Source organism: Micromonospora sp. NPDC000121 (assembly GCF_042899165.1).
GTDB lineage: Bacteria > Actinomycetota > Actinomycetes > Mycobacteriales > Micromonosporaceae > Micromonospora.
Genome location: NZ_JBIAZP010000001.1, coordinates 373,957 through 388,014, shown reverse-complemented (window position 1 = coordinate 388,014; position 14,058 = coordinate 373,957). Strand labels below are relative to the sequence as shown.

At 75.0% G+C, this 14,058-nt stretch carries 12 protein-coding genes; 9 read left to right on the top strand and 3 right to left on the bottom strand.

Annotation, left to right across the window (positions count from 1 at the left end):
- The first annotated feature begins 246 nt into the window (after window positions 1-246).
- Window positions 247-2,565 carry a right-handed parallel beta-helix repeat-containing protein gene (locus ACFY23_RS01865; RefSeq protein ID WP_350683934.1) on the top strand — a complete coding sequence of 773 codons (2,319 nt, stop codon included), beginning with the start codon at window positions 247-249 and terminating at the stop codon, window positions 2,563-2,565.
- A gap of 87 nt (window positions 2,566-2,652) precedes the next feature.
- Here ACFY23_RS01865 and ACFY23_RS01860 read toward each other — a convergent pair whose 3' ends face one another.
- Window positions 2,653-3,945 (bottom strand): acetyl-CoA C-acetyltransferase, encoded by a 1,293-nt coding sequence (locus tag ACFY23_RS01860; protein ID WP_350683936.1) that lies wholly within the window; start codon window positions 3,943-3,945, stop codon window positions 2,653-2,655.
- A gap of 55 nt (window positions 3,946-4,000) precedes the next feature.
- On the opposite strand from ACFY23_RS01860, the gene ACFY23_RS01855 reads away from it, so the two are divergent.
- From ACFY23_RS01855 to ACFY23_RS01825, 7 genes are all read left to right on the top strand, one after another.
- Complete coding sequence (locus ACFY23_RS01855; RefSeq protein WP_350683938.1) at window positions 4,001-5,353, top strand: 3-oxoacyl-ACP reductase; 1,353 nt, start codon at window positions 4,001-4,003, stop codon at window positions 5,351-5,353.
- On the top strand, window positions 5,353-6,426 hold the full coding sequence (locus ACFY23_RS01850; RefSeq protein ID WP_350683971.1) for a MaoC/PaaZ C-terminal domain-containing protein: 1,074 nt from the start codon (window positions 5,353-5,355) through the stop codon (window positions 6,424-6,426). Before ACFY23_RS01855 ends, ACFY23_RS01850 begins: the two co-directional genes overlap by 1 nt.
- A 95-nt stretch (window positions 6,427-6,521) precedes the next feature.
- Window positions 6,522-7,274: an NUDIX domain-containing protein gene (locus tag ACFY23_RS01845; RefSeq protein WP_350683940.1), complete on the top strand. Its 753-nt coding sequence runs from the start codon at window positions 6,522-6,524 to the stop codon at window positions 7,272-7,274.
- Window positions 7,271-8,242, top strand: coding sequence for a serine/threonine protein kinase (locus ACFY23_RS01840; RefSeq protein WP_350683942.1), 972 nt, complete (start codon window positions 7,271-7,273; stop codon window positions 8,240-8,242). The genes ACFY23_RS01845 and ACFY23_RS01840 overlap by 4 nt, the downstream gene beginning before the upstream one ends.
- A 10-nt stretch (window positions 8,243-8,252) precedes the next feature.
- A complete protein-coding gene (locus ACFY23_RS01835) occupies window positions 8,253-9,212 on the top strand; it encodes a hypothetical protein (protein ID WP_350683943.1) in 960 nt (319 codons plus the stop codon).
- The gene (locus tag ACFY23_RS01830; RefSeq protein ID WP_350683945.1) at window positions 9,209-10,471 is read left to right on the top strand and encodes an adenylosuccinate synthetase; all 1,263 of its coding nucleotides are present in this window, start codon (window positions 9,209-9,211) and stop codon (window positions 10,469-10,471) included. The genes ACFY23_RS01835 and ACFY23_RS01830 overlap by 4 nt, the downstream gene beginning before the upstream one ends.
- Before the next feature lie 121 nt (window positions 10,472-10,592).
- Window positions 10,593-11,192: a DedA family protein gene (locus tag ACFY23_RS01825; RefSeq protein WP_350683947.1), complete on the top strand. Its 600-nt coding sequence runs from the start codon at window positions 10,593-10,595 to the stop codon at window positions 11,190-11,192.
- Window positions 11,193-11,258: 66 nt separating this feature from the next.
- Here ACFY23_RS01825 and ACFY23_RS01820 read toward each other — a convergent pair whose 3' ends face one another.
- Window positions 11,259-11,900, bottom strand: a complete 642-nt coding sequence (locus ACFY23_RS01820) for a response regulator transcription factor (protein WP_350683949.1) — start codon at window positions 11,898-11,900, stop codon at window positions 11,259-11,261.
- On the bottom strand, window positions 11,897-13,207 hold the full coding sequence (locus tag ACFY23_RS01815) for a histidine kinase (protein WP_350683951.1): 1,311 nt from the start codon (window positions 13,205-13,207) through the stop codon (window positions 11,897-11,899). Before ACFY23_RS01815 ends, ACFY23_RS01820 begins: the two co-directional genes overlap by 4 nt.
- A 192-nt stretch (window positions 13,208-13,399) precedes the next feature.
- On the opposite strand from ACFY23_RS01815, the gene ACFY23_RS01810 reads away from it, so the two are divergent.
- Window positions 13,400-14,041 (top strand): DedA family protein, encoded by a 642-nt coding sequence (locus ACFY23_RS01810; RefSeq protein ID WP_350683972.1) that lies wholly within the window; start codon window positions 13,400-13,402, stop codon window positions 14,039-14,041.
- Window positions 14,042-14,058 lie beyond the last annotated feature (17 nt).

The following is a 14,058-nucleotide window of genomic DNA, read 5'->3' as shown; positions in this document are numbered from 1 at the left end:
CAGTGACCCCGGCGGCGGCACGCGTTGCACACCCGCCGAGGGGAACGGGTCAGCGCGCCAGGATCGCGGTCACGCCCTGCCGACGGATCAGGCCTACTTCCCGGGGAGGCCGACGGCTGGGTCGAGAGCGATGGCGACACGCTGTCGTTGGGCCCGCTACGGGGCGGACAGGAGCCGGCGAATACGTCATCATCTGAGGTCTCCGGCCGGTACCGGCCCGCCCCCCTTCTTCGTGAGAGACACCGCATGCGCAGATCCCGCCTTGCCGGGCTCGCGGCGGTCGCTCTGATCGGCGGCACGCTGCTGCCCTCCGCGACCCCCGCTCACGCCGAGACCAGCACCCTGTACGTCAACAACCTCATCCCCGAGGTCTGCACCGACACCGGCGACGGCACCGTCGATCAGCCCTTCTGCACCATCGGGCCGGCCGTCGCCAAGGTCGGCCCCGGCCAGACCGTGAGGGTCGACGGCGGGCCGTACGCGGAACGGGTCACCGTCGCCGCCTCCGGCACGGCCGAACAGCCGATCACCCTCCGTGCGGGCCTGTCCGCCACCGGCGGCCCGGTCGTGCTCAGCGGGCCGACCGCGGGCGTCGTCGTCCACCACCAGCGCCACGTCACCATCGCGGGCTTCCGCATCGCCAGCACGCTGGAGGCACCTGCCGTCGACATCCACGACGCCGGCGGCATCGTCCTCGACGATGTGGTCGTCAGTGCCACGGCGGCATCGACCCAGCCCGCGTTCCGGCTGTCCGCAGTGACCGGATCGACCGTGCGGCGGGTCATCGGCGGCGGCCCGCGACTCGCCACCGGCCTGTTCCTGGACGCGGCGAGCAGTGGAGTGACCATCACCTCGGCCACGTTCACCAACGGCAACGCCGAGGCGGGGGAGGGCGTGGGAATCGACGTCGCTGCCGCCGACACCAGGATCCTCGCCAGTGCGGTGACCGGCTTCCGCGGGGCGGCCATCGCCGTCCGGCCGGGTGCGGTCGACACCGTGATCGCCAACAGCACCGTCAGTACGGGCTACGGCGACGGCGTCCAGATCCGGGGCGCGACCGGCACCGCCCTCAGCAACAACATCGTGCGGGATCGCTGTCGCAACGGTGTCCGGGTCGACGGCGCGTCCGACCGCATCTCCGTCCAGAACAACGTGGTCATCAGCAACGGCGGCCCGGACAACACGACCCTCTGCGAGTCGGCCCCGACCGACAGCGTCGAGATCGGGGTGTACGGCGAGTCGCGCGGGAAGACCGTCGTCGACTACAACAACACGGGCCAGGCGCTCGGGTACGCCTGGGACCGGCCCATGACCCTGGCGGAATTCCGTGCTGCCTCGGGGCAGGGCGCCCACGACATCTACGACGCCAACGAGTGGAGCCGGGTCGACTCCGCCAACTCGGCCGCTCCCGGCTTCCCGGCGAAGGACGTCAACGGACGCGGTCGCGGGGACGACCCGTCGAGGGCGAACACGGGAGCCGGGCCGGTCCCCTGGGCCGACCGCGGCCCGCGGGAGACGCTCGCCGCCCCGGTCGTGCTGGCCACCCTCACCCAGGAGGCCGGCACCGGGTGGGTCACCGTCGACGCCTCGACCACCAGGGCGGGTTTCACACCCGTCGTGTCCTACCGGTTCGACTTCGGCGACGGGACGGTCGTGACCCAGGCCGGTCCGGTGGCCCGACACCAGTACGGCCGGCACGGGACCTTCCGGGTCAGCGTCACCGCCACCCTTGAGGACACCATGACGGGGGCCAGGGCGTACAGCGTGAGCTTCCTGCCGCGCGCCGGCACGATCGGTCTCCTGTCCCTGGTCCACCACCGCTACGTCGGTGTCGGCAACGCGTCACACCAGAGCCCCACCCTGGTCGCCGACCGCACGGCCCTGGCGCCGGCCGACGCGTTCGACCTGGTGAACGTCGGCACCGGTCAGGTGGCGCTGCTCGCTCACCACACCGGCGCCTACGTCAGTCCCGACCTCACGGAGGTCGACGTGGTCACCGCGCGCAGTTCGTCCGTGGGTCCGAACGAGACGTTCACCATGACCCGCTACGCGGACGGCAGCTTCAGCCTCAAGGCGTCCAACGGTCGGTACGTCAGCGCGTACGGCTCCGGTGGCGTGTTGCACACCAGCACCTATGCGGTCAGCCTGGCGGAGAGGTTCCACCGGGTGAACGTCGCCGACGCCAACCGGTCCCTGCGACCCGCGGTCGTCTCGCAGTTCGTGACCGCCGACACCGCCGCGGCGAAGCCGCTGGTCGCCAGCAGCTCCACCCTCGGCAAGAACCAGCGGTTCGACATCGTCGACCTCGGTGATGGCAAGATCGCCCTGCTCGCGCACGCCAACAACCGCTTCGTCTTCGCGCCGGACGCCGGGGCCCTGCCGCTGGTCAACGCCAGCGGTGCGGTCAGCCCCTGGGGGACGTTCACGCTGGTCCGCAACGCGGACGGGACGGTCAGCCTCAGGGCCGCCGTCAACAACCGTTACGTCAGCGCGGGCAGGGGGTCGTCGCCACTGACCGCCAGCCGCACCTCGATCAGCTTCGGCGAGCGTTTCGTCCTTCGCTGACCCACCACACGTCGGCGCCCGTCACGGAGATCCGTGGCGGGCGCCGACCCGTCTGAGCGGTCAGGACGACTTACCGGGCGGGGGCGGTCAGCGCTCCAGAATCGCCGTGACGCCCTGCCCGCCCGCCGCGCAGATCGAGATCAGACCCCGGCCACTCCCGGACTCGGCGAGCAGCTTCGCCAGCGTCGCCACGATCCGGCCGCCCGTCGCCGCGAACGGGTGCCCGGCCGCCAGCGAGGAGCCGTTCACGTTGAGCCGGTCCCGGTCGATCGCGCCGAGCGGGGCGTCCAGCCCGAGCCGGTCCTTGCAGAACTCGGGCGACTCCCAGGCGGCCAGGGTGGCCAGCACCTGCGAGGCGAACGCCTCGTGGATCTCGTAGTAGTCGAAGTCCTGGAGCGTCAGCCCGGCCCGGGCCAGCATCCGGGGCACCGCGTACGCGGGGGCCATCAGCAGCCCCTCGTCGCCGTGCACGAAGTCGACGGCGGCGGTCTCCGACCAGGAGAACCAGGCCAGCACGGGCAGGTGGTGCTCGCGGGCCCACTCCTCGCTGGCCAGCAGCACGGTGGAGGCGCCGTCGGTCAGCGGCGAGGAGTTGCCGGCGGTCATGGTCGCCCGCTCGGCGTCCGGGCCCTTCGCGCCGAAGACCGGCCGCAGCGACCCGAGCTTCTCCAGGCTGGTGTCCGCGCGCAGGTTCTGGTCGCGGGTGAGCCCGAGGTAGGGCGTCAGCAGGTCGTCGAAGAACCCCCGGTCGTACGCGGCGGCGAGCCGCTGGTGCGAGCGCAGGGCCAGCTCGTCCTGCGCCTGTCGGTCGACCTGCCAGCGCAGCGCCGTGCGGGCGGCGTGCTCCCCCATCGACAGCCCGGTGCGCGGCTCGGCGTTGCGCGGGATCTCCGGCCGGAACGGCTGGGTGGGGCGCAGCCTCGCGGCGATCCTCAGCCGCTCGCCGAGGGTGCGGGCGCTGTTCAGCCTGAGCAGCGTGCGGCGCATGTCCTCGTTGACCGCGAGCGGGGCGTCGGAGGTGGTGTCCACGCCGCCGGCGATGCCGACGTCGATCTGCCCGAGGGCGATCTTGTTGGCGACCAGGATCGCGGCCTCCAGGCCGGTGCCGCATGCCTGCTGGATGTCGTACGCGGGGGTGTGCGGGTCGAGCTTCGAGCCGAGCACCACCTCGCGGGTCAGGTTGAAGTCCTTGGCGTGCTTGAGCACCGCGCCGGCCACCACCTCGCCGACCCGCTGGCCGGCCAGACCGAACCGGGCGACCAGCCCGTCCAGCGCCGCGCCCAGCATGTCCGCGTTGGACGCGCTCGCGTACCGCGAGTTGGACCGGGCGAAGGGGATGCGGTTGCCGCCGATGACCGCGACCCGCCGGATGCTCTGCACGATCCCGCCTCCTCGAAGGGCTTGCCCTCAACCTACCCGCCAGTAGGCTACGCCTATGACCGACAGGTACGCGAGCTTCGTCCGATCGGGGGCCGGTCGCGCGCTGGTCAAGCGCCTCGGGCTGCCCGACCCGCCGCGACTGCGCCGGCACGCCCCCGGCGACCCTCTCGCCCCCGGGCCCGTCCTGCTCGGTGCCGCGACCGGGGGCCGGCTCGCCGAGCCGGTCGGCAAGATCCTGACCGCCGCCGGGGTCGAGCTGCGCGACCCCGCCGCCGTGGAGCCCACCGAGCGCTTCGCCGCCCTGGTCTACGACGCGACCGGCGTCACCGACTCCACCGACCTGCGGCAGCTCTACGACTTCTTCCACCCGCACGCCCGGTCGGTGCTGCCCAGCGGCCGGGTCGTCGTGCTCGGCACCCCGCCCGCGGAGGGCGCGCCCCGGGAGGCCACCGCCCAGCGGGCCCTGGAGGGGCTGACCCGCAGCATCGGCAAGGAGTTCGGCCGGGGCGTCACGGCCCAGCTCGTGTACGTCACGAAGGACTCCGACGCCGGCACGTCGACCAGCCTGGAGGCCACCCTCCGGTTCCTGCTCTCCGGCCGGTCCGCGTACGTCTCCGGGCAGGTGATCCGGATCGGCGCCGGCGCGGCCGAGCCGCCGGGCGACTGGGACCGCCCGCTGGACGGGCAGGTCGTCCTGGTCACCGGGGCGGCCCGGGGCATCGGCGCGGCGCTGGCCCGGGTGCTGGCCCGCGACGGCGCCCGCGTGGTCACGCTGGACGTCCCGGCGGCCGGGGACGAGCTGGCGGCGGTCGCCAACGAGATCGGCGGGACGGCCGTCCAGCTCGACCTCACCGCCCCCGATGCCCCGACCCGGCTCGCGAAGCACCTCGCCGACCGGCACGGGCGGGTCGACGTGGTCGTGCACAACGCCGGCATCACCCGGGACAAGACCCTCGGCCGGATGGACGCCGACCGCTGGGACTCCGTGCTCGACGTCAACCTGTCCAGCCAGGAGCGGATCAACGACGTGCTGCTGGAGCGGGAGCTGATCCCGGCCGGCGGCCGGATCGTCGCCGTCTCCTCCATCGCCGGCATCGCGGGCAACCGGGGCCAGACCAACTACGCCACCAGCAAGGCGGGCGTGATCGGGCTGGTCGACTCGCTCGCCCCGGCGCTGCGCGGGCGGCAGATCAGCGTGAACGCGGTCGCTCCCGGGTTCATCGAGACCCGGCTGACCGCGCGCATCCCGCTGGTGCTGCGCGAGGCGGGCCGGCGGATGAACAGCATGTCCCAGGGCGGGCTGCCGGTGGACGTCGCCGAGACCATCGGCTGGCTGGCGTGGCCCGCCTCCGGCGCGGTCAGCGGCAACGTCGTCCGGGTCTGCGGCCAGAGCATGCTGGGGGCGTGATGGCCAGGAGGAGGGAACCGGCGGAGGGCCCGGCCGACGACCTGTCGGTGCACGAGCTGATCGACGGCCCCACGGAGCGGCTGTCGGAGGAGACGCTGGCCGCGATCCGCCGGCCGGGGCCGGCCGACCACGACCTGAGCCTGGCGGAGACGCACGACCTCTCCGGGCACGCCTCCTCGACCGAGGCGACGCACGACCTCTCCGGGCACGCCGGGGCGGTCGCCCGGGAGCGCGTCGAGCTGGCCCGGATGCCGGCGGCCGGGGCGCTCTACCGGCGGGCACTGCTCGGTGCGCTGCCCGGCCCCGGCGGGCGGCCGGCGGCGACCGGCGTCCCGGCGGTCGAGCTGGCCGTCGGCGGGGTCGCCGTCGACCGGGCCCACCTGGCCGAGTACGACCGGGTCTGCGGGTTCCGGCTCACCGACCGGCTGCCCGCCACGTTCCCGCACGTCATGGGCTTCCCGCTGGCCCTGCGCCTGATGACCGCGCCGGAGTTCCCGATCCCGCTGACCGGCGTGGTGCACGTGGGGAACCGGATCACCGTGCACCGCCCGGTCACGGCCGACGAGAGCCTCGACTTCACCGCGTACGCGGAGAACCTGCGCCCGCACGACCGGGGGCGGCAGATCGACGTGGTGCTCGTCGGCTCGGTCGACGGGGAGGAGGTCTGGCGCGGCGTCTCCACGTACCTCGGCAGGGAGAGCAGGCCCGGCGGCGAGGGGCGGCGGGACCGGGGCGAGTGGTCCCCGGCGCCGGTCGACTCGGCCCGCTGGCGGGTCGAGCCCCGCGTCGGCAGGGACTACGCGCGGGTCTCCAGGGACCACAACCCGATCCACACCTCCCGCCTCGGTGCCCGGCTGTTCGGCTTCCCCCGGCCCATCGCGCACGGGATGTGGAGCAAGGCACGGTGCCTGGCCGCGCTGGAGAACCGGCTGCCGGACTCCTACACCGTCGAGGTGGCCTTCAAGCTGCCGGTGCCGCTGCCGAGCACGGTGAGCTTCGGCCTGCTGCCGGGCGGCGGCTTCGCCCTGCACGACCTGCGCGGCCGTCCCCACCTGGTGGGCCTCGTGCGCTGACCGCCCCTGCCGACCCCGGCCCAGGGGTTGGCAGGGGCGGTCGCATGCGCTAAGTTGTTCTCACATCGAGATGTTCTCAAGATGAGAGGGACTCCGTGGACGAGCAGGACTTCCTGGCCGCGTACGACCCCCGGGCCTACCCGGCGGTCGCGGTCACCGTCGACGTGGTGGCGCTGACCATCCGGGACGGCGCGCTCCACCTGCTGCTCATCCGGCGCGGCGAGCCGCCCTTCGCGGGGCACTGGGCGCTGCCCGGCGGCTTCGTCCGCCCCGACGAGGACCTGACGGCCGGCGCCCGGCGGGAGCTGGCCGAGGAGACCGGGCTCGGCGGCGAGGGGCTGCGCCGCGTACACCTGGAGCAGTTGGCGAGCTACGGCGGCGTCGACCGCGACCCGCGGATGCGCGTCGTCTCGGTCGCCCACCTCGCCTTCGCGCCCGACCTGCCGGACGCGGCCGCCGGCACCGACGCCGACGAGGCGGTCTGGCTGCCGGTGACCGCCCTGAGCAGCCGGCAGCTCGCCTTCGACCACGACCGGATCATCGCCGACGGGCTGGAGCGGGCCCGGTCCAAGCTGGAATACACCCCGCTCGCCACCCGCTTCCTCGCCCCCGAGTTCACCATCAGCGAGCTGCGCGCCGTCTACGAGACGGTCTGGGGACACCCCCTGCACGCCGGCAACTTCCACCGCAAGGTGCTCTCCGTGCCGGGCTTCGTGGAGAGCACCGGCGCCAGCACCGAGCGCGGCGGCACCCGGGGCGGCCCCCGCGCCAAGCTCTACCGGGCCGGCGACGCCCGCCTGCTGCACCCGGCGCTGCTGCGCCCCGCCCGCGAGGAGACGGTGCGGTGAGGACCGCCGAGGCCATCCGCCTGGTCGCGGCCGCCCGCACCGACGCCGACCTGTTCGGCACGGACGAGCCGGCCCGGCGCTACCGCGAGCTGGTCGCGGCCCTGCACCCCGACCGCGTGCCCGCCGACCCGGCCGTACGCGCCGAGGCCACCGACGCGTTCGTCCGGGTCACCACCCGCTGGCGGGCCCGGCGGGTCACCGTCCTCGGTGACTACCGCCTCGGCGCGCCGGCGCACTCCGGCGACCTGGCCGACCTCTACGACGTCGGGGCGGACCGGCTGCTCAAGCTGCCCCGGCGGCCCACCGACAACGACCTGATGGCGCGGGAGGCGCACGCCCTGCGCACCCTGGCCGAACGCGGCGACCCGCGCTACCTGCCCTACGTGCCCCGGCTGGTGGAGGAGTTCCGGCACCGGGACGCCGACACCGGCGCCGAGCGGCGGATCACCGTCCTCGCCACCGCGCCCGGCCTGCACGACCTCACCGAGGTGCGGCGCGCGTACCCGGACGGGCTGGACGCCCGCGACGCGGCCTGGATGTGGCGGCGGCTGCTGGTCGCGCTCGGCCTGGCCCACCGGGCGGGAGTGGTGCACGGCGCGGTGCTGCCGCCGCACGTGCTGATCGAGCCCGACGGGCACGGCGTGGTGCTGGTCGACTGGTGCTTCTCGGTCGTCGACGGCGGCGCCGTCCCGGCGCTGGTCCCCGGTCACGAGGACTGGTATCCGGCCGAGGTCGTCGCGAAGCGTCCGTGCGGGCCGGGCACCGACATCGCGATGGCCGCCCGCTGCATGACCTGGCTGATGGGCCCGCGCGCACCGCGCGAGCTGCTCGCCTTCGCCCAGGGCTGTCTGCGGCCCGCCCTGAACGCCCGGCCCGACGACGCCTGGCGCCTGCTCCGCGAACTCGACGAGGTGCTGGAGCGGCTCTACGGGCCGCGCACCTTCCGACCCTTCACCCTGAACCCCTGAGGAGGCTGCCATGGGCAGTGGAATCTGGTCCACCGACGTGTACGACGCCGCCGACCGCTACCGCCGGGCCACCGGCAAGAGCGCGTTCTCCTACAGCGACAGCGGGGCGCGCACGGTGCACCCCGCGCTCGACCCCCGCGACGCGATGCGGGAGAGCCGCGACTCCGCCGAGCACCCGCAGTCGACCGCCATCGCGGTGCTGTTCGACGTGACCGGCTCGATGCGCAGCGTGCCGCGCGTCCTCCAGACCAAGCTGCCGCAGCTGCTCGGGCTGCTGCAACGGCAGGGCTACGCCAGCGACCCGCAGATCATGTTCGGCGCGATCGGCGACGCCACCTGCGACCGGGTGCCGTTGCAGGTCGGGCAGTTCGAGTCCGACAACCGGATGGACGACGACCTCGGCCGGATCGTGCTGGAGGGCGGCGGCGGCGGGCAGATGACCGAGTCGTACGAGCTGGCCATGTACTTCATGGCCCGGCACACGGTCACCGACTGCTGGGAGAAGCGCGGCCGGCGCGGCTACCTGTTCATCATCGGCGACGAGCTGGCGTACCCCCGGGTGAAGGCCCGGGAGGTGGCCCGCCTGATCGGCGACGACCTGGCCGAGGACGTGCCGCTGCGGCAGGTCGTCGACGAGGTCACCCGCCGGTGGGACACCTACTACCTGCTCCCTGCCGGCAGCCACTACTCCGGCAACGCCAAGGTGCTCGACTTCTGGCGCGACCTGCTCGGGCAGAACGCCGTCGCGCTGGACGACCTCGACGCGGTCTGCGAGACCATCGCGCTCACCATCGGGCTCGGCGAGCAGGCCATCGACCTGGACGAGGGCCTGCGCGACCTCGACCGGGCCGGTTCGGGCGCCACCGGGACGGTGTCGAAGGCGCTGGCCCGGCTCGGCCGGGGGCGACGCGCCGAGGTGTCGGCGCTGCCGGCCTTCCGCGACACCGACGGCGGGGTCACCCGGCTGTGAGACACGTGACGGTGGTCGACCTCGGCTACGGCGACGCCGGAAAGGGCACGGTCGTGGACTGGCTCTGCGCCACCCGGCCGGTGCACACCGTCGTCCGCTTCAACGGGGGCGCGCAGGCGGCGCACAACGTGGTGCTGCGCGACGGGCGGCACCACACCTTCGCCCAGTTCGGCGCCGGCACCTTCCACCCCGGGGTGCGTACGCACCTGTCCCGGCACGTGGTGGTGGACCCGCTGGCGCTGGCCGCCGAGGCCGACCACCTCGCCTCGGTCGGGGTGCCCGACGCGCTCGACCGGCTGACCGTGGACGGGGAGGCGCTGCTCGCCACCCCGTACCACCGGGCCGCCAACCGGGCCCGGGAGATCGCCCGGGGAGCCGACCGGCACGGCTCCTGCGGGCTGGGGGTGGGCGAGACCGTCGCGTACGGTCTCGCCCACCCCGACGAGGCGCCCCGGGTGGCCGACTGCCGCACCCCGGCGCTGCTGCGCCGCCGGCTGGCCGCCCTGCGGGACCGGCTGACCGCCGAGCTGGGGCCGTTGGACGCGCCGCCCGTCGAGGACTGCCTGCCCGCGTTCACCGGCTTCGCCGGACGGGTGGCGATCGTGGACCGGGGCTGGCTGGCCGGGGCGCTGCGCGCCGGGACGTGCGTCTTCGAGGGCGCGCAGGGGGTACTGCTCGACGAGTGGCACGGCTTCCACCCGTACACCACGTGGAGCACCACCACGTTCGCCAACGCCGACAGCCTGCTCGCCGAGGCGGGCCAGGCGGGCGCGGCGACCCGGATCGGGGTGCTGCGCGTGACCACCACCCGGCACGGGCCGGGGCCGCTGGTGACCGAGGACCCGACCCTGCCGCTGACCGACCCGCGCAACCCGACGAACCCGTGGCAGGGCCGGTTCCGGTTCGGCCACTTCGACGCGGTCGCCCACCGGTACGCCCTCGCCGCGGCCGGAGGCGTCGACGGCCTGGCCCTGACCCACCTCGACCTCGCCGGCCCCGGGCTGCGGATCTGCCGCCGCTACGACTGGACCGACCGGCTCACCCCGGGCCCGCCCGGGGACCTGGACCGGCAGGCCGCGCTCACCGCCCGCCTGCTGCGCTCCCGCCCGGTGTACGACGACCCGCCCGTCGACTGGCCGTCGGCGGTGGCCCGGGAACTGGCCGCCCCGGTGGTGCTCACCTCGCACGGCCCCACCGCCGGGGACAAGGTCCCGCGCGGCCGGCTGCTCGCCCCGCCGGCCCTGGCCGCCACCGCCTGACGGGTTGATCGCGGCCGGCGGCGGTGGGCGTGCGGCCGCTCGCGGATCTTGGATGCGTCGTCGAGCGGGGTGATCCGGCGACTCGGTCACCCGGCCCGCCGCGCCCGGCCAGCATGGGGGCATGGAGTCCGCGCTCGACCTGCTCCGGCAGCTGGTCACCTCCCCCTGGGTGTACCTGCTGCTGTTCGGGCTCACCGCGGTCGACGCGTTCTTCCCGGCGGTGCCCGGCGAGGCCGCCGTGATCACCGCCGCCGTACTGGCCACCGGCGGCAATCCCAACCTGGTGGCGGTGATCGTCTCCGCCGCGCTGGGCGCCTGGGTCGGCGACTACATCTCGTACGCCATCGGGCGGGGCGGCGGCGCGCACCGGCTCGCCCGGTTTCCCGAGGACAGCCGGCGGCGGGCCGGTTCGGAATGGGCCCGCCGGGCGGTGCACCGGCGCGGCGGGCTGATCCTCACCATCGCCCGGTACGTCCCCGGCGGTCGCACGGCGGTGACCCTCACCATGGGCGCGGTCCGCTACCCGCTCCGCTCGTTCCTGCTGTTCGACTTGATCGCGGCGGTGAGCTGGGCGCTCTACTCAACCCTGCTCGGCTACTTCGGCGGGCTGGCCTTCGAACGCGAGCCGGTCAAGGGCATCCTGGCGGGCGTGGGCATGTCGGTGGCGGTCACGCTGGTGTTGGAGTCCGTCCGCTGGCTACGCCACCGCGCCCACCACTGACCCGCCGCCGGTCGACGTGCCCACCGCTGACCGTCGCCGGTCGCCGCGCCGTTGGGCGGAAGGGGCTCAGAGCAGGTCGGCGTCGTGGACCAGGATCGCGAGCTGCACCCGGTTGGCGAGCTGGAGCTTCGCGAGCGCCCGGCTCACGTGCGTCTTGACCGTCGCCTCGCTCATGGTCAGGCGCCGGGCGATCTCGCCGTTGCCGAGCCCCCGGCCCACCTCCCGGACGATCGCCAGCTCCCGCTCGGTGAGCTGGCCGAGCCGCTGCCGCGCGGCGTCCCGCCGGGCCGGGCCGCGTTCGGCGAAGGAGTCGATCAGCCGCCGGGTCACGGTGGGGGCGAGCATGGCGTTCCCGGCGGCCACGGTCCGCACGGCGGCGGCGAGTTCCCGGGGCGGCGTGTCCTTCAGCAGGAAGCCGACCGCGCCCGCCCGCAGCGCCCGGTGCACGTACTCGTCGCGGTCGAAGGTGGTCAGCATGACGACCTTCGCGCCGGTGGCGACCACCTGCGGGGCGGCGGTCAGCCCGTCGGTGCCCGGCATCCGGACGTCCATCAGGACCACGTCGGGACGCAACCGGCGGGTCTCCGCCAGCGCCGCCGCGCCGTCGGCCGCCTCGCCGACCACGGTGAGGTCGGGCGCCGCCTCCAGGATCAGCCGCAGCCCGGAGCGGACCAACTGCTCGTCGTCCACGACCAGGACCCGGATCACGTCTCCTCCTCCACCGGGATCAGCGCCCGCACCAGGAAGCCGCCGTCGCGCGGGGCCGCCTCCAGCCGGCCGCCCAGCAGCTCCACCCGCTCCCGCAGCCCGATCAGCCCGAGTCCCGCGCCCGGCAGGTCGGCGCCCCCGATGGACCGCCCGGCCCCGCCCGCTCCCGGCGGTCGGCCGCGCGCGACCGGTCCGGGCCCGCCGCCCGTGGACCGGCCTGGCTCGACCGGCCCCAGTTCGCCGCCCGTCGACGGGCCGCGCTCGACGGCCCCGGGGGCGCCGCCCGTCGACGGGCCGTTGCGGACGCTGACCTCCAGCCCGCCCGGCAGGTACCGCAGCCGGACGGTGGTGTCCGCGTGCGGCGCGTGCTTGCGGACGTTCGTCAGCGCCTCCTGGACCACCCGGTACACGGTCCGGCCGACGGTGGCGGGAACGGGTCGCGGCGTCCCCTCGTCGTGCCGGTCGACCCGGAGCCCGGCGGCACGGGACTCCCGGACCAGGTCGTCGACGCCGGCCAGTCCGGGGGCGGCACTGGTGGCCGGCTCGCCGACGGGGGCGGGCTGGCGCAGCACGCCGAGCACCTCCCGCAGATCGGTGAGGGCCTGCCGTCCGGTGGAGCGGATCAGGGTCGCGGCGTCGACGGTCGCCGGGTCGGTGGCGGTGACCTCCAGCGCGCCGGCGTGCACCACCATCAGCGACACCCGGTGCGCCACCACGTCGTGCATCTCGCGGGCGATCCGGGCCCGCTCCTCGGCCCGGACGCGCTCCGCCCGCGCCTCCTGCTCGCGCTCCAGCCGCTCGGCCCGGTCCCGCAGGGCGGCCAGGGTGTCCCGGCGGGCCCGGACCCAGAGCCCGACGACCAGCGGGAACAGCACCAACCAGGCGAACATCCCGACGGCGTTGCCCGGCGTGGCGGTGTTCACCCGGCGCTCCCCGCCGACGGCCACCCCGAGCAGCACGCCCAGGGCGGAGACCAGGACCGCGCCGAGCAGGTAGGCGGTGAGCTGGCGGCGCCCCCGCAGCCGGGCGCCGGCCTGCCAGGAGGCGGCCACCGCCACCGGCCAGGCGGCCAGAAGGAGCCAGCCGAGGGCGGCCGCCGCGAACAACGGCCAGCGACGCGACCGCGCTGTCGCGACGCCCCAGCCGGACGCCAGGGCCACGACCAGGACCAGCGCCCGGGGCAGGGGCGAACGGACCCCGAGCGCCCCGGTCGCCGACGCCCACACCGCGGCCGCGACCAGCGCGGCGAGCAGGAGCGGCGCGTACCGCTCGACGTCCCGCCGCAGCACGACGGCGCTGAACCCCACGCGCCGAGCCTAGGCGCTGTCCCGCCCGTCGTCCCGGCGCGGCCGGCCGGGCGCAGAGATCTCGGGGTGCTGCGGGTCGCGCGCTCGGGGTGTGCCCCGAGGCCGGGTCCGGGGACGGTACGACTTAAGTAGCGGGCCGGGAGTGACCGACGGACGATGGCAGGGCCGCCGGGCGACACCAGCATCGAGATCATGGATTCGGTGCTCGACCTGCTCCACCAGACGATGTCCTCGCCCTGGGTCTACCTGGCGCTCTTCACGATCGCGGTGGTCGACGGCTTCTTCCCGGCGGTGCCCAGCGAGACGGCGGTGATCACCGCCGGCGTGTTCGCGGCGACGGGGCAACCCGACCTGGTGGCCGTGATCGCGGTCGCGGCGGCCGGCGCGCTGGTCGGCGACCACGTGTCGTACGCCATCGGCCGGCACGGCGGCGGACGCCTCCTCGCCCGCCTGCCCGAGGACGGCCGACGACGGGCCGCCTACGAGTGGGCGCGACGCGGGATCGCCGTGCGGGGCGGGCTGATCCTCACCGTCGCCCGGTACGTCCCGGGCGGCCGGACCGCCGTCACGATGACCATGGGGGCGGCCCGCTTCCCCCGGCGGCGGTTCCTCGCCTTCGACGCGCTCGCCGCCGGCTCGTGGGGGGTCTACTCGGCGCTGGTCGGTTACCTCGGTGGGCTCGCCTTCGAGCGGGACCCGATCCGGGGGCTGCTGCTCGGGCTCGGTCTCGCGCTGACGGTGACCCTGATGGTGGAGGTGACCCGCTGGCTGCTGGGCCGTCGTCGGGCGGCCGTCGGCGCGCCGGCCCGCGAGCCGGCGGAGCTGCGGCGCTGACCGGACCCGGGGACCGC